Genomic DNA, 23,254 nt, shown 5'->3' on the forward strand with positions numbered 1-23,254 from the left:
TGGCAGCCGGCCTTTTTCGTTTTTCGCGCTCCGGGGATTCGCATGCGGCTGCCGTGGTGGGTGCTGTGCCTGCTGTGGGCGCTGGCCGGGTGCGGCGGTGGGGCGAAGGTCGTCCGGCTCGACACGGGCCACGGTTCGCCCACCGTCCATGTGCCTCGTACGAATGGATCCGTTCCTCGGGTCATGCTCGGTGGGGATGCCCTGAAGGAGGCGGTGGTCCGGCTGTCCCCAGCTTCGCCCTGGCGCTCGCGCTGGCGAAGGGGGCGGTGCTGGACGAGCTGTGGGACGCAGTGAAGGACATGGCGAATCCCGAGGCGCTGATGCAGGCGGCGCTCTGGACGGCGGCCACGTATGCGCTGCTCTGGACCGTGCCGGAGCCCGCGACGAAGGGCGTGGCGGCGGTGCTTACGGCGGCGCTCATTGGCTACGTGGGCATCGACACGTTCTGGGCGCTCATCCAGGGCTTCCGGCACCTGATGGCGGAGTCGGACGCCGCGCTGACGTTCGATGAGCTGCGAGGGGCAGGGGAGCGATTCGGCAAGGTGATGGGGCGTCAGGCCGCGCGGGCGTTCGTGATGCTGGCGACGGCTGCGATTGGGAGTACAGGCGCGACCCTGGGGGCGAAGCTCCCGGGCCTGCCAGGAGCGGCTGGGGCCGCCGTACGCACTGAAGCGGAAGCAGGCGTGGTCTATGCGGCCGTGGGTCAGGTCGAGACGGTCGCCATCGCCGCGGACGGCTTCACGTTCGGCCTCGCGCCCGGCGCCGTGGCCATGTCGTCGGGTGGAACGCGCGGCGGAGGGAGCGCTTCCTCTGGATTCAAGGCATGGCAGACACACCGAGGCATGACGAAGGCGCGAGGGAGCGCGGGCCCGAGCAGGGAGTGGCACCACATCGTCGAGCAGACCGACGGGAACGTCCGACAGTTTGGTCCGGAGGCGATACACAATACAGAGAACGTTGTCGCCCTGGATAAGACGCTCCACGACATGGTCAGCGCGTTCTATTCAAGGAAGTATCCCCTCATCACTCGTTCACGCGTCCTGACCATTCGAGAATGGCTGAGCACGCAGTCGTACGCAGCCCAACGCGAATTCGGCTTGCTTGCCATTGAGAACATCAAGAAGGGAATCTGGCGATGACTCTGGAGGGACTTGTCAGGGAGTTTGCCGAGAACGTCGCGGCACAGACGGATGCGATCTTCCAGCCCGGCGCGGACCCCGAGGATGTGCACGGCGACCGATACATCGCGGCTTTTGACGAACTCCGTGCCCGCGGTGATGAAGGAAGAGAGGCGCTTTGCGTCCTCTTGAGCCACCCCAGGATGGACGTGAGAACCACGGCTGCTGCATTCCTGCTCCGCTATCGCACCCCCGAGGCGCGAGCGGTGTTGGAAGCAGCGGCGAAAGGAGAGGGGCTCGTTGCCTTCGGCGCCCAGCAGTCCCTGAAGGGCTGGGAAGAGGGCACCTGGGCCCTGGATCCGGAGTAACGGGCCCGTGCCCGCGCCGAAGGGGACCTCCAGGGCTCCGGAGGAGGGTGGCCCTGGCCGGTGGACCCCCCTGGAGACCTGAACCCGCCGATAAGCGCAAGGCTGCCCGCTGGGCTTCTTCCTCTGGTACGGAGGGGGGAATCTGTCGCACAACGTCGCCCGTTAACTGGCGCGTTCGGGTGGTCTAGAACGCCGCCGGCCCTCTTCTGGAGCAACAACCGTGAGCAGTCTCATGAAGGAGTCCGTGCTGCGCGTGCACCACTGGACTGACACCCTCTTCAGCTTCGTCACCACGCGGGACCCGGGTTTCCGCTTCGCCAGCGGCCAGTTCACGATGATCGGCCTCGAAGTGGAGGCCCGCCCGCTGCTGCGCGCCTACAGCATGGTGAGCGCGCACTATGACGACCACCTCGAGTTCCTGAGCATCAAGGTGCCCGGCGGGCCCCTGACCTCCCGCCTGCAGCACCTCAAAGAGGGCGACAGCATCCTCGTCAGCAAGAAGGCGACCGGCACGCTCGTGCTCAAGCACCTGCTGCCCGGCAAGAACCTCTACATGCTGAGCACCGGCACGGACCTGGCCCCCTTCCTCAGCCTGGTGAAGGACCCGGAGATGTACGAGCAGTTCGACCGCGTCATCCTCACCCACACCTGCCGCCGCGCCGAGGAGCTGGCCTACCACGACCTCTTCCTCCATGAACTGCCCCACAACGAGTTCTTCGGGGAGCTGGTGAAGCAGAAGCTCACGTACTACCCGAGCGTCACGCGCGAGGACTTCCGCAATACGGGCCGCATCACCGACCTCATCCGCAGCGAGAAGCTGTTCAAGGACGTGGGCCTGCCGGTGCTGAACCCGGAGACCGACCGGGTGATGCTCTGTGGCAGCCCCGGCATGCTCGCGGACCTCACGACGATGCTGGAAGAGCGCGGCTTCCGGGAAGGCACCCCCGGAGAGGCCGGCCACTACGTCACCGAGAAGGCCTTCGCCGAGCGCTGAACGGCCACGACCCGCGGACTACTTGAGCGGGTTGTAGCCGGGCTTCTTGTAGAGGCGGTCCCACTGGCCGGCGATCTCCGGCCGGTAGACGGCTTCCGCCCAGTCCGTCGGGGAGACCTCCTCGATGGCGACCGAGATGGAGCCTTCGGCGCTTCCGAGGGCCTCCATCACGTCCTTCACGATCCGCTCGGCGAGCTGGGCCTTCTGCTGCTCCGACTTGCCGGGGTAGAGCTTCACGGTGACATGGGGCATGGGCCGATCCTCTACTTCAGGGACGGGGCTCCGTGCGCTCCCTTTGACAATGAGGGCGCCGTGAAGCTCTACACCCGGGCTTCAATCCCTTTGCAACGGGATGGTTTGCGTGCAAGGCATTGAATTGCATGCGCATGCTTGTTTTCGATATTCAGACAGGCGCGGTACTCACCGAGAGGAGCTCCCGATGCTGACGCGTGTCGTGAAGAGTGCTTTCGCTGTGATGGGGCTGTCCCTGGCTCTGGCCTGTGGTGGCGTGGAGACGGTGGACGTCGATCCGGCGGAAGTCCAGGCGCCCACGACGGAGGCGGTCTCGGATGACGTCTCCGCCCAGAACAAGCCGGGCTGCGGCGCCTGGAAGCAGCCGTGTTGCGAGTTGAAGTACTGCAACCAGGGTTACGAGTGCGATCCCTCGACCCTGAAGTGCCTGCTGTAAAGCCACTCCAACCGCCGGCCATCTGGGTCATGATGGCCGGCCCATGGAAGGGCTGCGAATGAGATACCTGCTGCTCCTGATCCCCTTGCTCTCAGGCTGTGCCACGCCGCCCCGAACCGAGGCCCCTCCGGTCTCCGACGCCGACCGGATCGTCCGGGAGCTCTGCGGCAAGCAGATGGCGCTGCTGGGCGAGGAATCCCACCACGGCAGTTCCAGGACCGTGGCCTTCAAGGCGCAGTTGACCCGCAGGCTGGTGGAAGAGTGCCAGTACGACGCCTTCTTCATCGAGACAGGGTCCTACGACTTCCTCCGCATCCAGGCGCTGCTGAAGGCGGGGCAGCCCGTCAGCGATGACATGCTCGCGACTGCCATTGGCGGCATGTGGGCCAGTCCGGAGATGGCGCCCCTGATTCCGTTCCTGGCCGGGCGGATCCGGGCGGGAACCCTCGTGATTGGCGGAATCGATGATCAGATCAACAGTGGCACCTGGGCGCAGAAGGAGATGGCGCGTGAGCTCATCTCCTTGTTCAACGGCCCAGGGCAGGCGGAGTGCGGAGTGGCGTTCGATCGGCACATGGCCTGGCGGTATGACGAAGCCCACCCGTACACGGCGGAGACCCCGAAATTCCTCCTGGGCTGCGCGACGGAGTTGGAGTCGGCGTTCTCCAGGCCCGGCGCGCCAGTGACGCAGGAGCAGCTCCAGATGGTCCGCAATCTGGTGCGGAACCTCACCCGTGAGGCCTCCGCGCGGGCCCGGAAGCAGGCGCAGCCGGATGCGCCCCGCGACTGGAACGCGGACATCGCGCGAGATCGCTCCATGTTCATGAACCTGGAATGGCTCCTGTCCCAGTCTCCCCAGCCGCGAAAAGCCATTGTCTGGACGGCCACCGTTCATGCCGCGAAGGACATGACGAGCCTGGAGTCGGACGACCGGCAGAGGATTCCGTTCGGCACCTATGTCCGTGAGCGGTTCGGGAAGCAGGCCTTCGTGCTGGGGTTCTCCGCGAGCTCCGGGCGCTATTCCATCGGAACCAGTCCCAACACATTCGACCTCGCACCCGCGACGCCCGACTCGCTGGAGGGCCAGGCGTTCCTGAACCACACCGCGGACACCCGCTATCTGGATGGGCGCCAGCTTCGTGAGCTTGGGTCCAGGTTGGCCCGTCCCCTGAACTACACCTCGTGGATGAAGGCCCCCTGGGCAACGGTCATGGATGGGCTGCTGATCGTCCGGGAGGAGTCCCCTTCGCGCAAGGCGTCCCGCTGACGCCCCTTCGTACGACCTGGATGTGAGCGCGGCCCCATTCCCGGTGCCCGCGCGCACGGTTGAAGGGGCATGCGCCTGCTTCCAGCTTCGAGCCTCCGGGGAAGGGGGCTCTCATGCGGATGGCGCGGTGGCTGGTCGGAGGGCTGTGGGCGTCCTGCTTTTGCGCGCTCCCGGCCCTGGCGGAGGAAGAGGAGAAGCCCACCGGTCCGCAGTTGGAGGTCTATGGCTTCGCGATGACCGACGCGGGCTACAACTTCGAGACCATCGACCCGGCCTGGTTTGACGTCCTGCGGCCCACGAAGCTGCCCTCGTTCGACGGTGAGTTCGGCGGCGAGGGCCGCGTGTTCTTCGGCGTCCGGCAGAGCCGGCTCGGCATCAAGAGCTTCCTTCCCACCCGGCTGGGCGGCCTCAAGGTCCACCTGGAGGCGGATTTGTTCGGGGTCGGCGAAGAGGCGGGCCAGACGACGTTCCGGTTGAGACACGCCTTCGGCGAGCTCGGCCAGTTCGGCGCGGGCCAGACGTGGAGCGGGTTCATGGACCCGGACGTCTTTCCCAACTCCATCGAGTACTGGGGACCCAACGGCATGGTGTTCTTCCGCAACGCCCAGATCCGCTGGCGCCCGCTCCAGGGACCCACGCATGAAGTCCACCTCTCGCTCGAAAGTCCTGGCGGCTCGGCGGACGTCGACAGGTACTCCCAGCGCATCGAGCTGGAGAAGGTCACCGCGCGCTTCCCCGCGCCGGACGTCACGGCCCACTACCGGTACACCGGCGGCTTCGGCCATGTGCAGGTGGCGGGCATCGTCCGCTACCTCCGGTGGGATGACATGAACGACGACGACGTCGACCTGTCCGGGGACACCGTGGGGGCGGGCGTCGCCCTGAGCGCGAACCTGAAGTTCCCCTGGAAGAAGGCCGTGCTCCGGCTCCAGGCCGTCTATGGCAAGGCCATCGAGAACTACATGAACGACGCCGGGGCGGACGTCGCCGTCCGGCTGAACCCGGCCGGCTCCGCGAAGCCGGCCGAGGGCGTGGGCCTGGAGATGGTGAGCACGGTCGCCTTCCTGGACCTGACCTGGAGCGAGTGGTTCACCAGCACGATCGGGCACTCGTGGGTCAACGTCGTGAACTCGAATGGCCAGAGCGACACCGCGTTCAGCGTTGGCAACTACGCCCTGGCGAACGTGCTGGTCCACCCCACCGAGGACTTCTACTTCGGTCCGGAGTTCTCATGGGGACAGCGCCGCGACTTCCGCGGCGGCTATACCTACGATGACTACCGGCTGCAGTTCTCGATGAAGTACTCGTTCGACCACACGTTCAAGAAGGAGAAGTGACGCCTACCGCGCGGCGGGCCGCTTCGCGACGCGGAAGACGTTGCCTCCCAGGTCCTTCACGATGGACTCGATGGCCCGCTGCGAGCGCACGCTGTTGCCCGCCTCGTCCAGGGGCGGAGCGAACGCGGCCACCGCGTACTTGCCGGGCACCACCGCGACGATGCCGCCGCCCACGCCGCTCTTGGCGGGCACGCCCACGTCATAGGCCCAGGTGCCGGAGTCCTCGTAGAGGCCCGCGGTCATCATCACCGCGAGCGTGTGCGCGGCGACGTCCGGGCTCACCACCTTCTTGCCCGTGAGCGGGTTGGTGCCGCCCGTGGCGAGGGTCGCGCCCATCGCGGCCAGGTCCTTCACGTTCACCGCCACCGAGCACTGCCGCGTGTAGACGTCGAGCGCCTCCGCCGGGCTGCCGGGAATCACTTCATAGGCCTTGAGCAGGTCCGCGATGGAGCGGTTGCGGGTGTTGGTCGCCGCCTCGGACTTGTAGATCTCCTGGTCCACGGTGAGGTTGCGCCCGGCGAACGCGCTGAGGTTGGTGATGACGCTGTTCCAGCGCGCGTCCGCGTTGGCGGCCTTCAGGTTCCCCACCGTGGCGATGGCGCCCGCGTTCACCAGCGGGTTGCCGGTGGGCGGCTCCTCCTGCTGCTTGTTGCGCTCAATCGCTTCAATGGAGTTGAAGGGCAGGCCGGTGGCGTTCACCCCCAGCTTGTCCTCCACCTTCTGGATTCCCATCTCCGACATCAGCTTCGCCGCCATGAAGGGCTTGGAGATGGATTGGATGGAGAACGCGTGGTCGGTGTCTCCAATGGAGTAGACCTTCCCGTCCACGGTGAGGATGGCGATGCCGAACAGCTTCGGGTCCACCTTGGCGAGCGCCGGGATGTAGTCGGCGTTCTTTCCCTCGGTGACGCCCTTGTTCGCCGAATAGGCCCGCTGCATGGCGGACTGGAACTCCGCGTCGGTGGGGAGCTGGGCCGTTTGTGCCGAAGCGCTCGCCGTGATCGTGATGGCGGCGATCGCCGCCAGTAGAACGCTCCAGCGACCCTGATTGCTTGCGAGCATGACGCCCCCTCTCGCTGTGAATGGCTTTCACGGCGCAACGTAGTTCTCCAACATCGCTCCTGCACCCGGGGGTGGCTCACCCTGGAGGGCTGGGCGTGCATAGCGTGCGGCTCCCTGCCCGGAGGCCGGCGATGGCTCGACCGCCCAGACCGATGACGCCGTGGTGTCCATGGTTCGCGCTCGGCCTGCTCCTGGCGGCGGACGCCGTGGCGCAGACACCCAAGCGGTCCTTCCTCTTCAACGACTCCCACGTGCACCTGACCAACTACGTCCAGGAGGGCTGCGACATCCGCCACCTGCTGCGCGTGATGGGGGACAAGGTCGGGCGGGCCACGCTGTTTGGCATCCCCCTGCAACAGCAGTGGTCCCACCGCGTGTCAGGGGACGCCGCGCCCACCTACTACCTGCAGACGGATGCGCCGCTCTACTACTACTCCTTCACGGATGCGTTCGTCGCGAACGCGTACCTGTCCCTGCCCAGGGAACAGCGCGCGCGCTTCGAGCCGATGATCACCGGCTTCAACCCGACGGACATGTACGCGGCGGATCACATCCGGCGGGTGCTCACGGTGTACCCCGGGGTGTTCAGCGGCATTGGCGAGTTCACCATCCACAAGGAGTTCGTGTCCTCGAAGGTCGCGGGCGAGGTGGCCAGCCTGACCGACCCGGCCCTGGACCGCATCCTGGACTTCGCCGGCGAGGTGGGCTTGGTGGTGCTCCTGCACAACGACCTGGATGCGCCCTTCGCGGAGGAGGGGTCGACGCCGGTCCACCTGGAGCAGCTCAAGGCCCTGTTCAAGCGGCATCCGAAGACGACGCTCATCTGGGCGCACGTCGGGGTCGGCCGGGTGGTGCGTCCGGTGGAGCATCACCTGGCGCTGATAGAAGCGATCCTGGCGGACCCGGCGCTGCGCCATGTGTCCATGGACATCTCCTGGACCGAGCTCGCGAAGTACGTGGTGGCCACTCCGGAGACCGCCCGGCGGGTGGCGGAGACCATCAACCGGTATCCGGATCGCTTCCTCTTCGGCACCGACGAGGTCTCTCCCGAGAACCAGTCCAGGTACCTGCGCGTCTATGCGCAGTACGCGCCCATGCTGGAGCTGCTGTCGCCGGAGGCCCGCGTGAAGCTGCTCCAGGGCAACTTCGCGCGGATCTTCGACGCGGCCCGGCTGAAGGTCCGCGCGTGGGAGCGCTCCCAACGCGCCCCCGCGGCTGCCCCCTGAGCGCGCCCATGTCCCGACGCTTCCGTCGACGCTGTCTCGCGGCCCTGCTGGCGCTGTTCGCTTGCGCGCTGGCGCTCATCCCCCTGCGCGCCAGGGCCCAGGATGAAGCCCCCGTCACCCCACCGCCGCAGTCCACCCCCGCCGATGACCAGGACCTGGAGCCCGCGGAGAACACCGTCGCTGGCGAGTTCACGCCGGCCCGGGGCTTTCAACTGCTGAAGACCGACTGGGGCAGCCTGAACATCAGCCTCTATGGGCTGGTGCGCTATGTGAATCAGCTCCCGGGGGAGCAGACCTTCACCGACCATCTGGGACGCGAGCGCGAGGTCAAGACCCGCAACGACATCAACTGGCACCGCACGATGGTCTGGTTCTCGGGCTTCGCGCTGCATCCGCGCCTGAACTACACGGTGACGGTCTGGTCGCTGCCCACCACGCAGCAGACGCTGGCCTTCGGCAACCTGCAGTTCAGGTTCAACAAGGCCCTCACGCTGGGCGCCGGCATCGGCCCCACGCTCACCGCGCGTTCGATGCAGGGCTCCCATCCGTTCTGGGCGTCCAGCGACCGGCAGATGGGCGAGGAGTTCTTTCGCGGCGGGTTCTCCTCCGCGGTGTGGCTGAAGGGCGAGCCCCTCTCGCGGTTCTTCTACACGGTCTCCGTGAACACGAACCTGAGCCAGCTGGGCATCACCGCTTCCAATGACTCGCGCGACCTGGCCTACAGCGCTTCCGTCTCGTGGATGCCCACCACCGGTGAGTTCGGCCTCCGCGGCGGGTTGGCGGACTTCGAGGAGCACCAGAAGGTGGCGACGCGCTTCGGCATCTCCGCCGCGCATGCGCGGGAGGACCGGGCGAACCAGCTGGGATCGCCTCCCAACGAGACGCAGATCCGCCTCTCCGATGGGCTCCTGGCCTTCGAGGAGGGCGCGCTCGCGGACGGCGTGACGGTCCAGAAGCTCAACTACCAGGTGCTGGCGTTCGACGTCGGGGCGAAGTACCGGGGCTTCACGTTCCAGGGGGAGTACTTCTTCCGCCGGCTGTCGGACTTCCTGGCCACCGGGCCGGTGCCGCAGGACTCCCTCCTCGACCACGGCTTCTTCGCCCAGGCCATGTACATGGTCGTCCCGAAGTACGTGGGCGTGTACTCCACCGGCTCGCTGGTGTTCGACGACTTCAACCGAAAACCCTGGGAGCTGTCGGGTGGCGTCAGCGTGTTCCCGATGGCCGCGCGCAGTTGGCGGTTGAACCTGCACTTCATCTACGTCCAGCGCAGCCCCACCGGTTCCAACTTCGGCTTCTACACCGCTGGACAGACGGGGCCGACGATCTCGGTGGGCACCGACATCCTGCTCTGACGACGGGGCACGGAGCCATCCTCCGTGAGGCTCAATACTGGTCGAACATCTTCTGCACCCGCTTGGGGTCGCAGGTCTCCGTGAGCGCGAGCTGGGCGAGCACGCGTGACTTGGCGGGGTTGAGCTCGCCGGACGCCACGAACCCCGACTTGTCGTCGTTGATCTCGTTGTTGCGCAGCACCAGGCCTTCCGGAAGCCGCGTGCTCCTCACCACCAGCACGTTCTTCTCCTTCACCGCCTTCTCCAGTCTGGAGGCCGCCTCCTTCGTCATGTTGCCGTCGCCGACCCCGGCGATGACCAGCCCCTGGGCGCCGTCCTCCACCGCCGCGTCGATCAGATCCGGCGACATGTTGGCGTGCGCGTAGATGACGTCCACGCGGGGCAGGTCCTGCCGCTGCTGCACGGTGAACTCCGAGCGCACCGTGTGCCGTTTGTCCGAGGGCTCGAACCAGGTGATCTTCCCGGTGTTCACCAGGCCCTGGGGCCCGCGATCCGGACTGACGAACGTCTCCACGTTGGTCGTGTTCGTCTTCTCCACGTTGCGCGCGGCGTGGATCTCGTCGTTGATGACCACCAGCACGCCCCGACCCCGGGCCTTGGGGGCCGAGGCCACCGCGACCGCGTTGTACAGGTTGCCGGGACCGTCCGCGCTGACGGCCGTCGCGGGGCGCATGGAGCCCACCAGCACCACCGGCTTGTCGCTCTTGGTGACCAGGTTCAGGAAATAGGCGGTCTCCTCCATGGTGTCGGTGCCGTGGGTGATGACCACCGCGTCCACGTCCTTCGACGCGAGCTGCGCGTTGACCCGCTTCGCCAGCTTGAGCCAGACGTCGTCGTTCATGTCCTGGCTGCCGATGTTGGCGACCTGCTCGCCGGAGAGCGTGGCCACGTCCTTCAGGTTGGGGACGGCGGCGATGAGGTCCTCGACCTTGAAGGCGCCGGACTTGTAGCCGTATTCCTTCTGGCTCGCTTGCGCGCCAGCGATGGTGCCGCCCGTGGCGAGGATGACCACCCGTGGCTTCTCCCTGGCCGCCTGGGCTGGCTTGTCCGCCGCGCTCGCGGCGCCCATCATCGCGCACAGCCCGATGATGAAGGCACTCAACGTCCGCCGATGCATGCTGCCCTTGAGATGTCTCACGCGCACCTCCTCGCCACTGGACCCCGCGAAACATGGGCACGGGCCTCGCCAGCATCACGGCCGGGCATGGCAGCGAGCGCACCGCGGCGTCAGAGCACGCTCTTGCCGAGCGCCAGCATCACCTCGATGAAGCGCCGGTCGGCGAGGAGCAGGGGCACCATGGGCGCCATGGCCGCGGCCACGACGGCCAGCGCCGCGCGGATGTCCACCGGGAACCAGCGCATGCCGCGCGCCGTGGTGAAGGACGTGTTCATGTCCGTCTGCGAGGAGAACTCGGGCGCGCCCAGCGGATCCAGTCCCTTCGGGAGCTCGCGGTGGAACCACCGCTGTTCGAAGCGCCGTGAGTGCCAGGCCGCCACGCCCGAGAAGGCATGGTCACCCCGTCGCTTCGCGACCAGGAGCTGACGGAAGAAGAACGCCAGCGGGGCGAAGACGACGACCAGGCAGAGGAGCGCGAAGGCGAACAGGTGGAGGGCGTAGTCGGTGAAGTCCGTGCTGGGGGCGCGCGCCAGACGCTGCGCGGTGAGCGTGGAGGCCACCGCGAGGACGATGATCGAGAAGCTGGCCTGGCATGTGCCCAGGAAGCCCAGGCCGCCCGCCGCGTCCGGATGGATGGACACGAGGGAGAGCGGCAGCCGGGAGACCTTGAACAGGAACACCGCCCACAGTACGCCCCGCCACAGCCAGCGCAGGAGCAGGAAGCGGATGAGGGGCATGCTCACCGCGAGGTACCACCAGCCGGCCAGGGTGAGCGGGCCATCGGGACCGGCATGGATCCAGGCCGGCCGGCTCGGCAGGTAGGGCAGGTGGATGAAGGACGCGGCGAAGGAGATGACCAGCAACCCGGCCTCGATGACGGCGCTTCTTCTCACCCTCGCCACGCCGCGCGCGATGGCCTCGTAGCGGGGCAGGTGCTTCGCATCAATCAGCTCCGAGACGACGAACTGTCGCACGGACGCCGCGAGGTGCAGGTCGATGTAGCGATCCGCCACGATGAGCAGCGGCAGGGACACCAGGAACTCGACATGGGCCGCCACGTCGCGCAGGAAGGCGCGCGTCACGGGCCCTCCGTCCAGGAGCGACAGGGCGAGGAGCGGCAGCCAGCTCACCAGCACCAGGACGAGGATGCGCACGGGCCGCGGCACCCGGTGGAGACGGGCGAAGCGGTGCCGCCGGTCGAGCGAGGTTCCCTGGACCAGCGAGAAGTCGAGCAATGAGGCGGGGACGTCCATGGCCATCCCAAAGCTGGGCCGTGGGCATGGCTCCCGCCAGTCGGTGAAGCAACCAGGCCGGGCAAAGGCAGGTCACCTGCCTCGCTGACGCATCAGCTCGAGCAGGGCCAGGGCATCGCCGCCCTGACCCGCGAGCGCTTCCATGATTCCCGCCTGGTCTTCCGCGGAGCGGTTCTGGCCCAGCTTGAACTTGCCCTGCAATTCCTCGATGGGCAGCTCGAAGCCGACGATCTGCTCCAGCAACTGTGCGCGGGCCTCCTCCGGCAGGTGGGCCGCGTGGCCGAGGGCTCCACTCGCGGGCTCGTAGTCCGCCAGCATCCTGTCGATCAGCTTCGACAGCTCCGCCTGCGTGTCGATGATTCGCGGACGCCCGAGCGCGTGCACCACCGCGTAGTTCCACGTCGGCGCGGAGGGCTGCACCTTGTACCAGGTGGGGGAGATGTACGCGTGGGGCCCATGGAAGACGCAGAGGGCCGGCCGCTCGCTGTCGAAGTCCTTCCAGTGGGGATTGGCGCGCGCCAGGTGTCCCATCAGCGTGCCCTTGTCACCCCGGTCCGGCACCAGCATCAGCGGCACGTGCGAGACGTTGATCCCCGCGCCGTGCGAGATGACCGTGCTGAACGCGTGCTGCTTCATGAACGCGTGCAGCGTGGGAAGGTCCGACTCCTGGAAGCTTCGGGGCGTGTAGAGCATGCGGTCCGGACAGCCTTGCACGCCCCCGAGGATGGAAAGAAGCCGCTCGCTACGGCCTGCGGGCCTGCTCCTGCGACGGCAGGCCCAGGGCGGCGGACAGTTCGGTGAGCTTCGCCTGCACCTTGCGCATGTTCTCCGGACCCATGCGCAGCAGGTGCTTCTCCACCGCGCCCAGCGCTTCCAGGTTCGGATCCGCGTAGACGTAGAGCGCGCCCTTCGGCGTGAGCTCCGGAGGCGTCTTGGGGACGGCGACGCGGGTGAGGCGCCCGATGGCTTGCGACAGGGTCGCGTCCAGGCTCCGGCCCGGCGGGACCAGCTCCGCGTGGGCGGCGTCCAGCAGCGGCTTGAGCTCCTGATACACCTGTCCCGCCTTCTTCGCGTCCAGGGAGGTGATGACGCGGGCCACTCCGTCGTAGCGGGTATGGCTTTCCGGCGCCGCCATCGTGTGGCCATGCCGCCTGGTCACGCGGAAGGTCCCGGTGGGTGCCATGAAGGACAGCGGCATGCGCGGGCTCTGACCTTCGGCGATCAGGTTCACGGACGCGGCGAAGCGGCGGGCCAGGTCCTCGGAGGACAGCCAGCGCGCATAGTCCGCGTCACCGGAGAGTCCCTTCAGCAGGTCCCGCACGCGAGCGTCGGTGCCGGAGAGCTGCACCGGTGGGGGCGCGGGCGGCGCCGGGGGCGTGGGCTCCGCGATGGCCGGCGTGGGGGAGGGAGGCACCTCCGGCGTGCGCAGGAGGAGGTAGCTCGATCCACCCAGGAGCGCCACGACGGCGGCGATGCCCAGGGGCCAGCGCAGGGAGCGGACGGGAGACGGCGGAAGGGGGGCGTTATCGCTGGGGCTCATGTGCGTGGGGACTCGGTGAGGGATTGAGAAAGGGTCTACAGCTCGCCCGCGCGGGCCTGTTCGGCCAGGCGGAAGGAGAACTCCGCGCGGCGGTTCTTCTCCGGGGCGTCCGCGTCCGCGGGGCGCTCCTCGCCGTAGGAGATGACGGAGATGCGCTGGGGCTCGACGCCCAGGTTCACCAGGTAGGCGCGCACGCTGGCGGCGCGGCGCTGGCCCAGCGCCAGGTTGTATTCCGTCGTGCCCAGCTCGCAGGTGTGGCCCGCCACCGTCACCTTCGCGAGGCTGCGTTGACGCAGCGCCTGGGCGATGCGCGACAGCTCGTCGGTGGCCTCGGACGGGAGCAGGGAGGAGTCGAGCGGGAAGTAGATGGGAGAGGCGTTGAGCGCCGCGAGCGCCTGCTCCGTGTCATCCGGCGTGGGCTTTCCTGCGTTGCCACGGTCGCTGGCGGTGGGGGCCGGCGTGTGGGCCGCCGCGTCGGCGGTGCTCGTGTTGGCCGCGCGCCTCGCGCAACCGGTGAGGCCAATCAATGACAGCAGGAGGACCCGGTGGGTTCGGTTCATGCCCTGATACATGAGCAAGGGCTGTGCCGCGGTCCTTTGCGTCTGGAGTCTCGCGCGGGGTGGCGCGATGACTCGCAAAGCGCGTCGTCCTAGCGTTGCGAAACGCCGCTGTCGGTCTTCTCCCTGCGGTGGATGGTGGAGACATCAATCCCCAGCAGCTCCGCCGCGCGCGTCTTGTTGCCTCCACAGCGGGCGACCACCCACGCGATGTATTCACCCTCCAGCTGTCTCAGTGGCACCACCTGACCGTGGGCCGCGGCCAGCGGGTGGACCTCCGGCGCGGCTTCCGCGGTGTGCAGGCGCAGTTGGGCCAGGTCCACGGTGGGCTGCGCGCCCAGGACGACCAGGCGCTCCACCAGGTTCTCCAACTCGCGCACGTTGCCGGCCCAGGGCATGCGCGAGAGCGTGGCCACGACCTCCGGGGCCAGCGCGGTGACGGCGGAGCGCGGATTGCGGGCGCGGGCCTGCGCCACGAAGTGCTCCGCGAGCTTCGGGATGTCCTCCGTGCGCTCGCGCAGCGGCGGCACGCGGAGGGAGACGACGTTGAGCCGGTAGAAGAGGTCCGCGCGGAAGCGGCCCTCCTTCACCCGTGCGTCCAGGTCCTGGTGCGTGGCGGCCAGGATGCGCACGTCCACGCGGCGCGAGCCATCCGCGCCCACCGCGCGCACCTCGCCGTCCTGGAGGACGCGCAGCAGCTTCGCCTGGAGCTCCGGGGGCATGTCCCCGATTTCGTCGAGGAAGAGCGTGCCTCCGTCCGCCTCCACGAAGAGGCCCCGGCGCGTGGTGGTGGCTCCGCTGAAGGCGCCCTTGATGTGGCCGAACAGCTCGCTCTCCAGCAGCGCGTGGGGCAGGGCGGTGCAGTTGACCGCCACGAAGGGCGCCTGGCTCCGGGGCCCCTCGGAGTGCAGCGCCCGGGCGACCAGCTCCTTGCCGCTGCCGCTCTCGCCCCGGATGAGCACCGGCGCCTCCGAGGCCGCCACGCGGTCGATGAGCTCATAGAGCGTGCGCATGGGCGCGCTGTGGCCCAGGAGCGAGCCCAGGCCGCCGCGCTGGGCCACCTGTCGCTTCAAGTCGCGGTGCTCGGTCCGCAGGCGCCGGGACTCCAGCGCGCGCCCCACGTGGAGCAGCACCTCGTCCAGGCGGAAGGGCTTGGTGAGGTAGTGGTAGGCGCCGCGCTTCATGGCCTCCACGGCGCTCTCCACCGCGCCGAAGGCGGTCATCAGGAGCACCGGCAGCTCCGGGTCGTGCCGGCGCGCCGCCGCGAGCACGTCCAGGCCGTCCACCTCCTCCATGCGCAGGTCGCACAGGACGACGTCGTAGACGCGGGCCCGCAGCTGGGCGATGGCGTCCGCTCCGCCCGTGGACAGGTCCACGCGGTAGCCCGCGTCCGTGAGGGGCTCCTTCAACATCTGTCCCATCTCCTCGTGGTCATCCACCACGAGGATGCGCGCGCTAGACGGCATGCCGTTCCTCCCAGCCGGAAGCGGCGGCCACCGGCCACCGCAACGTGAAGACGGTGCCCCGGCCGGGCTCGCTTTCGACCCCCACCTGGCCACCGTGGTTGCGGACAATCTGCGCCACCACGCTCAGCCCCAGGCCCGTGCCCTGGCCCCGCTTCTTGGTGGTGAAGAAGGGGTCGAACACCTGGTGCAGGTGCTCCGGCGCGATGCCCCGGCCATCGTCCTGGATGCGGATCTCCACCGCCTGCGTGTCCCCCGCCATGCACGTCGTGGCGCTCAGCCGCACGTGGCCCCCGGCGCTGCACGCGTCACAGGCGTTGAGGGCGAGGTTGAGGAGCACCTGCTGGAGCTGATCCGCGTCCGCCGCGAGGCTGGGCAGCCGCTCGGGCACGTCCAATTCGAAGTGGACGTGCCGGCGCTCGGCCTCCACGTCGAGCAGCTCCTGGAGGCCCCTCACGACGGGGGCGAGCGGCACGACGCCGGCCCGCGCGGGCTGGAGGCGGGAGAGGTCCAGGAGCTGGCGGATGATGCGGCTCACGCGGTCGATCTGCGTGACGATGGCGTTGAGGCCCCGGCCTTGCGGGTGCTCCACGCCGCCCACCTTCTGGAGCATGTACTCGGCGTGGCCCCGGATGATGCCCAGCGGCGTGCCGATTTCATGGGCCACGCCCGCGGCGAGCACGCCCACCGTGGCCAGCTTCTCCGCGCGCAGGAGCTGGTCCTCCAGCATGCGCACGTTGCTCAGGTCTTCCAGCACCAGCAGCGTGCTCGCCTCTCCATCGTCGTGCTCCAGCGGGACGGCGTGGACGTTGAACTGGTCCTTCTCGTTGAAGAGGCTGAGCGGCTCGCCGTGCAGGCTGCGCACGGCGCCCTTGTCCTTCGCGGCCAGCACCAGCGCCGCCAGCCGCTGCACCGCGGCCGTGGGCGCGGTGGGGAAGGCCTCCGGGAGGGTGCTCCCCACGACGGTGGCCGGCAGGCGCGCGCGCAGGGCCTGGTTCACGGCGCTGATGCGTCCCTCGCGGTCGAGCGCCAGGATGCCGGTGGGGATGTGGTCGAGGATCTTCTGCGTCTTCTCGTGCAGGTGCGCGAACCTCGCGGCGTGGCGCAGGCTCTCCTGGAGCGCCACTGCCCGGCGGTTGGCGACCACGACATGGGTCCCGAACGCGACCAGGAACAGCGCCACGAGCAGCGCGGCCAGCGACAGGCGCAGCACCAGGGTGCGCTCGTGGGCTCGCAGGGCGCTGGTGGAGGAGAGCGTCGCCACGGACCAGGAGGCCTCGCCTCGCATGCGCAGGGGCCGGAACGTGGCCACCGCGTCCGCGGCCCCCAGGCCCAGGCGCGTGGCCTCCGCCTCGTTGAGCCGCAGCGTTCCCGCCGCGCCCGCGCGCATCCTCGCCACCAGGGTGCGCAGGCCCGGCACGTGCTTGCCTTCGGGCTCATCCAGCCGCCGGTGCCAGGACGCGAGCGCCGGGTCGCTCATGGGCGCGGGCGTGCCGTGGGCCCCCAGGAGGAGCAGGCGCGTGTTCTCCTCCACCGTCACCATGCGCAGCGGCGCGAAGAGCGGCTCGGTGTCCACGAGGATGGCGATGGCACCTCCGCTCCCGGGCGTGTCGGAGTCGATGCGCATGGCGAAGACACGCATCCAGCCGGAGGACGCGGCGCCTTCGATGGGGTGCGAGGGAATGACGTGCCCCACCGGGGCCGTGAGCGCCTGCCGCGCGGTTTCCGCGAGCGCCGGAGGATGGACGGCGTCCCTCGGAAGGTGGCGCGATTTGTGGTCCACCAGGAAGAGCCGCTCCTCGCCGTCCGGGCCCATCACCGCGATGGCCCGGTATTGGCCCACGGCCTCCAGCAGGGCGCGCAGCTCGTTGTGGTGATCTCCCGCCGAGCCGGGTTGTGCGAGCAGCTCGCTCGCGAAGCGCAGGTTGTCCCCCAGGTCCTCCAGCGACCGGGCGACGCCGCTGGCGGCCTCCTCCAACTGGGCCTGCCGGTCGCGCGCGAACTGTTCCACGAGCGCCTGCCGGTCGCGCTGGATGAACCACACGGCACCGCCCGCCACGCTGGCCAGGGCAACGAGCAGGAGGACGAGGGGGACGAGGAGCCGGTGCATGGAGTGCGAGGGAGTCCCCACAACGCAAGGCCCGGGCCAGCCGTTCCCTCCAGGGACCGGCGCCTGGCGCCGAGCCACGACCGCCGCAAATCACCACACCGGGGATGGCACTTTGCCTGGACAGGCCTGGGCTAGAGTGGCCGCCCCCTCAGACGGAGACCGAGCCTGAACATGAGCCAGAACCTCTACGACATCCCCCTCACCGGCATCGACGGCGCTCCCAGGACGCTGGGGCAGCACAAGGGCAAGGTCCTGCTGGTGGTGAACGTCGCCTCCAAGTGCGGCCTGACGCCCCAGTACGAAGGTCTGCAGAAGCTCTACGCGAGCCGGCAGGCGAAGGGCCTGGAGGTGCTGGGCTTCCCCGCGAACAACTTCATGGGGCAGGAGCCGGGCAGCGAGGCGGAGATCCAGCAGTTCTGCACCTTGAAGTACGACGTGACCTTCCCGCTGTACTCGAAGATCTCCGTGGTGGGGCAGGACAAGCACCCGCTCTACCACGCGCTGACGGGCGCCATCCCGGAGGCCACGGGCGACGGGCCGATGCGCGCGAACCTCAAGGGCTACGGCATCGAGGCCAACCCGAAGCCGGAGGTGCAGTGGAACTTCGAGAAGTTCCTCATCGGCCGGGATGGCCGCGTCGTGGGCCGCTTCGCGCCGGACGTGACGGCGGAGGATCCGCGCCTGGTCCAGGCCATTGACGCGGAGCTGGCCAAGCCGGCCTGAGCTCAGGCCTCCGGCGCGTTGGCTTCAAGCCGTCCGCAGGCGCGGTTGGCCGGGACGGCCAGGTCGATCTTCTTGGGGCGGGGCAGGTGGAGGTTGTTCATCACCTCGATGAACTCCTCACGGCTCCGTCCCGCGACCCGCGGGTTGTGGCGCTTCTCCTCGCCGATGCTCGTCACCGTGTTGCCGTGGTAGTCGTGCGCGGGATAGACGAGCGTCGCGTCCGGGAGCTGGAAGAGGACGCGGGTGATGGAGTCGTAGAGCTGGCTCGCGCTCCCGTTCTGGAAGTCGGTGCGGCCGTTGCCGCGCACCATCAGGGCATCCCCGGTGAAGACGCGGTCGCCCAGCAGGTAGCTCACGCTGTCGTCCGTGTGGCCCGGCGTGGCGAGCACCTGGAAGGCGCACTGTCCCACGTGCACCGTGTCGCCATGCCGCACCTGCAGGTCGGCGCACCGGGCGCCGCCGGCTCCGGCCACCACCTGACACCGCGTGCGCTCCCGCAGCGTGCCGGACGCGGTGACGTGATCCGCGTGCACGTGGGTGTCGAAGACGTGGGAGAGGACGAGCCCCAGCTCACCGACGAGCTTCAGGTCGCGGTCCACCTGCTCCAGCACCGGATCGATGAGGACGGCCTGGCGCGTGGCCTCGTCTCCGATGAGATACGTGTAGGTCGACGACTCGGAGTCGAAGAGCTGGCGGAAGAGCATGTCGGAGTCTCGGGCGGAGAGGTGGCTTCAGCGCGATTTGCGCGAATTGTCCGACGGAACGTGGGCTCCGATAAAGGGATGTCTGGCGATATTCGGTGTGGACCCGGCAACGTCTGTTCGCATCGCAGGGCAGCTGGCGCGGTGAGGTGGTCGTGGGCAGGCTCGCGGCCTGCTCACATGAACGCTCTCCCATCCCTCAAGCCTTCGTCAGCCTCCGAGCACCACCGGGTGCTGATCATCGGCGGCGGCACCGCGGGCCTCACGGTCGCGGCGCGGCTGCGGCGCAAGGGCGTGCGGGGCGTCGCCGTGCTCGAGCCTTCTTCGCAGCACTTCTACCAGCCGCTGTGGACGCTGGTGGGCGCTGGCGCCGCGGACATCGCGAGCACCGTGCGGGCGGAGGCGGACTACATCCCGAAGGGGACGCGGTGGATCCAGGACCGGGCGGAGGAGGTGGATCCGGTCCGTCAGCTCGTGCTCACGCGGGGCGGCACGCGCCTGACCTATGACTTCCTGGTGGTGGCTCCGGGCATCCAGCTGGACTGGGACCGGGTGCGCGGCCTGCGCGAGGCGCTGAAGACGCCTTACGTGTCCAGCAACTACGACTTCCGGCTCGCGCCGAAGACTTGGGAGATGGTGCGGGGGTTCCAGGGCGGCACGGCCCTGTTCACCCATCCGGCCACGCCGGTGAAGTGCGCGGGTGCGCCGCAGAAGATCATGTACCTGGTGGCGGATCACCTGCGCCGCAGCGGGCTCACCGGGAAGTCGCGCGTCGTCTTCGGCTCGGGGGCCAAGGCGCTCTTCGGGGTGCAGCCCTTCGCGCGGGTGCTGGAGGGCGTCGTGAACCGCTACGGCATCCAGACGCACTTCGGCCACGACCTGGTGGAGGTGCGCGCGCACAGCCGCGAGGCGCTCTTCGCGGTGACGCGCGACGGGCAGCAGGAGTGGGTGACGGTGGGGTATGACCTCCTGCACGTCACGCCGCCGCAGAGCGCGCCGGACTTCATCAAGCGCAGCGCGCTGGCCCACCAGGACGGCCCGAACGCGGGCTGGGTGAAGGCGCACAAGCACACGCTCCAGCACCCGGACCATCCGAACGTCTTCGCCATTGGAGACGCGAGCGACCTGCCCACGTCTCGCACGGGGGCCGCCATCCGGGCCGAGGCTCCGGTGCTCGTGGAGAACCTGGTGGCCGTGATGGACGGGCGCGAGCCCACGGCGCGGTATGACGGCTATGCGTCCTGTCCGCTGGTGACGGGCTACGGGCGGATGCTGCTCGCCGAGTTCGACTACGACGGCCAGCCCGCGCCGAGCCTGCCGTTCATCAACACCTTCGTGGAGCGCCGCGACCTGTGGCTGCTCAAGAAGTACGGCCTGCCGCGCCTGTACTGGGACTGGATGCTTCGTGGCCGCGCGTGAACACTGGAAGAAGTGAACGCTCGACGGTGGGGTCCGCCCGTGCCACCGTCCTGGCCGTGACTCCCTACGATAAGATCTTCGAGAACAACAAGCTCTGGGCGGAGGAGCAGCTCCGCGCGGATCCGGACTACTTCACCAAGCTGTCGGTGTCGCAGCAGCCGGACTTCCTCTACATCGGGTGTTCGGACAGCCGCGTGCCCGCGAACCAGATCATGGGGTTGCCGCCGGGTGACGTGTTCGTGCACCGCAACGTCGCCAACCTGGTCAACAACGTCGACCTGAACGTGATGTCGGTCATCAACTACGCCGTCCGGCACCTGGACGTGAAGCACATCATCGTCTGCGGCCACTACGGCTGCGGCGGTGTGCGCGCGGCGATGCAGCCCAAGGACCTGGGCATCCTCAACCCCTGGCTGCGCAACATCCGCGACGTGTACCGGTTCCACAAGCAGGAGCTGGACGGCATCGCGGACGAGACGAAGCGCTACGAACGGCTGGTGGAGCTCAACGTCCTGGAGCAGAGCATCAACATCATCAAGACGGCCGCCGTGCAGAAGTCCTACCTGACGCGCGGCTTCCCCATCGTGCACTCGTGGGTGTTCGACCTTCGCAACGGCATCCTCCAGGACCTGAAGCTGGACTTCGTCCAGACGCTCCACAACATCCAGGAGGTCTACGACCTCACGAAGGAGTGATGCGCTTCTTCCTATCCCTGCCGGACGGACGTTCCTTCGCGCTGGAGAAGCCGGTGGTGTCCGTGGGCTCCGAGCCCGCGTGCGATGTCGTCCTCTCCGCGCCCGGAGTGAAGGGCAGCCATGCCCTGGTGTTCCGTGACTCGCGCGGGTGGACGGTGTCCGCCGCGAGCGCGGACTGTGACGTCAGGGTTCGTGGCAAGCGGGTGGACCTGGCACCGCTGGAGCCGGGCGAGTCCTTCAGCGTGGGCAGGGCTTCGCTCACGCTGACGGTTTCGGAGGCACCGGTCCGGGTGGAGCCTTCCTCGACACCGTCTCGCCTGGTGGGCGTGCTGACGGACTTCGCTTCACGGCTGCTCGTGCAGCGGCCTGCGTCGGAGCTGCTGGAGGCCGCGCTGCGGGGCATCGCGGAGGTCACGTCCGCGGACGTGGGGTTCCTCGTGTCGGTGGAGGGGGAGCGGCGGCAGGTGCTGGGGGCCACCGGCTCCGTGCCGGCTTCGGTGGTGGTGGACAGCCTGGTGGATCAGGTCGTGGACTCGGGGGCTCCGGTGCTGGTGCCGGATGTCGCGGCGGAGGCGGCGCTCGCGGGGGCTCCCAGTGTGCTGGCGTTGCGGTTGACCTCCGCGCTCGTGCTGCCGCTTCGCGCGGGCTCCGCGCCACTGTGCGCCGTGTACCTGGGACGGCGCCTGGGCAGTCCTCCGTTCTCGACGCGTGAGTTGGAGGAGGCGATGGCGCTGTCGTCGCTCGCGGCGTTGCTGCTGGCCACGTCGCGGGAGCTGACGGAGCTGCGCGCCCAGGTGGACAGCCTCACGCAGCGCATCGCCGCGGCCACGTTCGAAGGGCTCATCGGTGAGTCCCCGGCCATGCGGAACCTCTACCGGCAGGTGGAGCGCCTGGGGCCCACGTCCCTGCACGTGCTCATCCAGGGCGAGACGGGCACCGGCAAGGAGGAGGTGGCTCGCGCGCTTCACCGGCGGAGCGGCCGGCGCGGACGGTTGGTTGCAATCAATTGCGCGGCGCTGCCGGAGTCGCTCATCGAGCGTGAGCTGTTCGGTCATGTCCGCGGGGCGTTCTCCGGCGCGACCTCCGACCGCGCGGGGCTGGTGGAGGCGGCGGATGGGGGCACGCTGTTCCTGGATGAGATTGGAGACATGCCGCTGTCGCTCCAGTCGCGCCTGCTGCGCGTGGTCCAGGAGCACGAGGTGACGCGGCTGGGCGAGCACCGTCCCCGCAGGGTCGACATGCGGGTCGTGGCCGCCACGCATCAACCCTTGAAGGCGCTCGTTGCCCGGGGCGCCTTTCGCGAGGACCTGCTCTTCCGCCTGGACGAGGTCCGCCTGGAGGTGCCCGCGCTGCGGGAGCGCGGAGACGACGTGTTGCTCATCGCGCACCATGTCCTGAAGCAGGAGGCGGGCCGTGCTCGGGGCTTCACGCAGAAGGCGGCGGAGGCCCTGCGTGGTCATCCGTTCCCGGGCAATGTCCGCGAGCTCGTATCCCGCGTGCGGCGCGCGGCCATCCTGGCGTCAGGGGAGCTCATCGGCGTGGAGGACCTGGACCTGGCCGCGGACACGGCGCCGCTGGTGCCCCTGGACGAGGCGCGGGATGCCTTCGTGCTGCGCTACGTGCGCGAGGCCATTGCCCGCAGCGGAGGCAGCAAGAAGGAGGCGGCCCGGGCCCTGGGCATCGGCGTGCGCTCCGTGTTCCGATACCTGGGGGAAGAGGATTGAGGACGGCTCCTCCAGCCTCGCGGCCGATCACCATGCGCATCGCGTTCTCGTTTCTCGTGGGAGTCCTGCTCGTGGGCCCGGGGTGTCCGCTCGACATCCAGGTGCGTGAGGGGGGGGACGCTGACTGTCTGGGGGACGACTGCGTGCGCTCCTGCGCCGCGGACCGGGAGTGTCCCGAGGACCAGCGCTGCTCCGACGTCTTCGCGGAATGCGAACCGGGCCCCCGCCTCACCGAGCACTGCCCCGACTCGCTGGCCTGTTCGACGTACGCGTACTGCGTGAAGGGACGCTGTACACGCGATTGCGACCGGGGCTGCCCCACGGGCTACGAATGCTCTCCGGCTCCGGAGTTCCTGTGCGTCGAGGCCTGCGAGGGCCTGCCCCCCGAGCACCTGGGCGACTCCTGCGAGACCTCCATGGACTGCGACCGCTGCGCCTTCTGCACCGACTCGGGACAGGGACGGCGCTGTCACCAAACCTGCCGGTCGGACGCGGAGTGTCCCGGCGCGAAGCCCGGTGGATGCGTGCTGATCTCCG

General features: G+C 68.7%; 21 protein-coding genes and 1 pseudogene. 12 read left to right on the plus strand and 10 right to left on the minus strand.

Features of this window, described 5'->3' with window-relative positions; genetic code table 11:
• Positions 1 to 42 precede the first annotated feature (42 nt).
• The 3 genes and pseudogenes from sitA5 to ACX114_RS18020 all read left to right on the plus strand — a co-directional run bounded on the left by sitA5 (position 43) and on the right by ACX114_RS18020 (position 2,480).
• Positions 43 to 1,139 (plus strand): annotated as a pseudogene (sitA5, locus tag ACX114_RS18010) (SitA5 family polymorphic toxin).
• Positions 1,136 to 1,486, plus strand: coding sequence for a DUF2019 domain-containing protein (locus ACX114_RS18015; protein ID WP_459299345.1), 351 nt, complete (start codon positions 1,136 to 1,138; stop codon positions 1,484 to 1,486). The pseudogene sitA5 and the gene ACX114_RS18015 overlap by 4 nt, the downstream one beginning before the upstream one ends.
• 220 nt (positions 1,487 to 1,706) lie before the next feature.
• Positions 1,707 to 2,480 carry a ferredoxin--NADP reductase gene (locus tag ACX114_RS18020; protein WP_459299347.1) on the plus strand — a complete coding sequence of 258 codons (774 nt, stop codon included), beginning with the start codon at positions 1,707 to 1,709 and terminating at the stop codon, positions 2,478 to 2,480.
• A gap of 18 nt (positions 2,481 to 2,498) precedes the next feature.
• Here the strand turns inward: ACX114_RS18020 and ACX114_RS18025 are convergent, their stop codons facing one another.
• Positions 2,499 to 2,732, minus strand: coding sequence for a tautomerase family protein (locus ACX114_RS18025; protein ID WP_121711566.1), 234 nt, complete (start codon positions 2,730 to 2,732; stop codon positions 2,499 to 2,501).
• Positions 2,733 to 2,919: 187 nt separating this feature from the next.
• Between ACX114_RS18025 and ACX114_RS18030 the strand changes: the two genes are divergently transcribed.
• From ACX114_RS18030 to ACX114_RS18040, 3 genes are all read left to right on the plus strand, one after another.
• Complete coding sequence (locus ACX114_RS18030; protein WP_459299349.1) at positions 2,920 to 3,168, plus strand: hypothetical protein; 249 nt, start codon at positions 2,920 to 2,922, stop codon at positions 3,166 to 3,168.
• A gap of 58 nt (positions 3,169 to 3,226) precedes the next feature.
• Positions 3,227 to 4,435, plus strand: a complete 1,209-nt coding sequence (locus ACX114_RS18035) for an erythromycin esterase family protein (RefSeq protein WP_459299351.1) — start codon at positions 3,227 to 3,229, stop codon at positions 4,433 to 4,435.
• A gap of 113 nt (positions 4,436 to 4,548) precedes the next feature.
• Complete coding sequence (locus tag ACX114_RS18040) at positions 4,549 to 5,772, plus strand: DcaP family trimeric outer membrane transporter (protein WP_459299353.1); 1,224 nt, start codon at positions 4,549 to 4,551, stop codon at positions 5,770 to 5,772.
• Positions 5,773 to 5,775: 3 nt separating this feature from the next.
• On the opposite strand, the gene glsA is transcribed toward ACX114_RS18040, so the two are convergent.
• Complete coding sequence (gene glsA, locus ACX114_RS18045) at positions 5,776 to 6,834, minus strand: glutaminase A (protein WP_459299355.1); 1,059 nt, start codon at positions 6,832 to 6,834, stop codon at positions 5,776 to 5,778.
• Positions 6,835 to 6,965: 131 nt separating this feature from the next.
• Here glsA and ACX114_RS18050 point away from each other — a divergent pair, with 131 nt between their 5' ends.
• On the plus strand, positions 6,966 to 8,060 hold the full coding sequence (locus tag ACX114_RS18050; RefSeq protein ID WP_459299357.1) for an amidohydrolase family protein: 1,095 nt from the start codon (positions 6,966 to 6,968) through the stop codon (positions 8,058 to 8,060).
• An 8-nt stretch (positions 8,061 to 8,068) separates the two neighbouring features.
• Entirely contained in the window at positions 8,069 to 9,415 is a 1,347-nt protein-coding gene (locus tag ACX114_RS18055) for a hypothetical protein (protein ID WP_459299359.1), read from the plus strand.
• Between the two features lie 31 nt (positions 9,416 to 9,446).
• Here ACX114_RS18055 and ACX114_RS18060 read toward each other — a convergent pair whose 3' ends face one another.
• The 7 genes from ACX114_RS18060 to ACX114_RS18090 form a co-directional block, all read right to left on the minus strand.
• Entirely contained in the window at positions 9,447 to 10,553 is a 1,107-nt protein-coding gene (locus tag ACX114_RS18060) for a type II asparaginase (RefSeq protein WP_459299361.1), read from the minus strand.
• An 89-nt stretch (positions 10,554 to 10,642) separates the two neighbouring features.
• Positions 10,643 to 11,785: a hypothetical protein gene (locus tag ACX114_RS18065; protein ID WP_459299363.1), complete on the minus strand. Its 1,143-nt coding sequence runs from the start codon at positions 11,783 to 11,785 to the stop codon at positions 10,643 to 10,645.
• A 72-nt stretch (positions 11,786 to 11,857) separates the two neighbouring features.
• On the minus strand, positions 11,858 to 12,478 hold the full coding sequence (locus tag ACX114_RS18070) for an FMN-binding negative transcriptional regulator (RefSeq protein WP_459299365.1): 621 nt from the start codon (positions 12,476 to 12,478) through the stop codon (positions 11,858 to 11,860).
• A gap of 49 nt (positions 12,479 to 12,527) precedes the next feature.
• Positions 12,528 to 13,325, minus strand: coding sequence for a DUF3014 domain-containing protein (locus ACX114_RS18075; protein ID WP_459299367.1), 798 nt, complete (start codon positions 13,323 to 13,325; stop codon positions 12,528 to 12,530).
• Between the two features lie 35 nt (positions 13,326 to 13,360).
• Positions 13,361 to 13,885: an OmpA family protein gene (locus tag ACX114_RS18080; protein WP_459299369.1), complete on the minus strand. Its 525-nt coding sequence runs from the start codon at positions 13,883 to 13,885 to the stop codon at positions 13,361 to 13,363.
• Between the two features lie 89 nt (positions 13,886 to 13,974).
• Positions 13,975 to 15,348, minus strand: a complete 1,374-nt coding sequence (locus ACX114_RS18085) for a sigma-54-dependent transcriptional regulator (RefSeq protein ID WP_459299371.1) — start codon at positions 15,346 to 15,348, stop codon at positions 13,975 to 13,977.
• Positions 15,338 to 17,455, minus strand: a complete 2,118-nt coding sequence (locus tag ACX114_RS18090) for an ATP-binding protein (protein WP_459299373.1) — start codon at positions 17,453 to 17,455, stop codon at positions 15,338 to 15,340. Before ACX114_RS18090 ends, ACX114_RS18085 begins: the two co-directional genes overlap by 11 nt.
• A 171-nt stretch (positions 17,456 to 17,626) precedes the next feature.
• Between ACX114_RS18090 and ACX114_RS18095 the strand changes: the two genes are divergently transcribed.
• Positions 17,627 to 18,178 (plus strand): glutathione peroxidase, encoded by a 552-nt coding sequence (locus tag ACX114_RS18095; RefSeq protein WP_459299375.1) that lies wholly within the window; start codon positions 17,627 to 17,629, stop codon positions 18,176 to 18,178.
• Between the two features lie 2 nt (positions 18,179 to 18,180).
• Here the strand turns inward: ACX114_RS18095 and ACX114_RS18100 are convergent, their stop codons facing one another.
• Entirely contained in the window at positions 18,181 to 18,882 is a 702-nt protein-coding gene (locus tag ACX114_RS18100) for an MBL fold metallo-hydrolase (RefSeq protein WP_459299377.1), read from the minus strand.
• 177 nt (positions 18,883 to 19,059) lie between these two features.
• Here ACX114_RS18100 and ACX114_RS18105 point away from each other — a divergent pair, with 177 nt between their 5' ends.
• From ACX114_RS18105 to ACX114_RS18115, 3 genes are read left to right on the plus strand one after another with little or no spacing between them, the layout of a single operon-like run.
• Positions 19,060 to 20,298 (plus strand): NAD(P)/FAD-dependent oxidoreductase, encoded by a 1,239-nt coding sequence (locus ACX114_RS18105; protein ID WP_459299379.1) that lies wholly within the window; start codon positions 19,060 to 19,062, stop codon positions 20,296 to 20,298.
• Positions 20,299 to 20,324: 26 nt separating this feature from the next.
• Entirely contained in the window at positions 20,325 to 20,993 is a 669-nt protein-coding gene (locus tag ACX114_RS18110) for a carbonic anhydrase (RefSeq protein ID WP_459299381.1), read from the plus strand.
• Positions 20,993 to 22,717 (plus strand): sigma 54-interacting transcriptional regulator, encoded by a 1,725-nt coding sequence (locus ACX114_RS18115; protein ID WP_459299383.1) that lies wholly within the window; start codon positions 20,993 to 20,995, stop codon positions 22,715 to 22,717. Before ACX114_RS18110 ends, ACX114_RS18115 begins: the two co-directional genes overlap by 1 nt.
• Positions 22,718 to 23,254 lie beyond the last annotated feature (537 nt).

It is taken from the genome of Corallococcus sp. M7 (assembly GCF_054512695.1).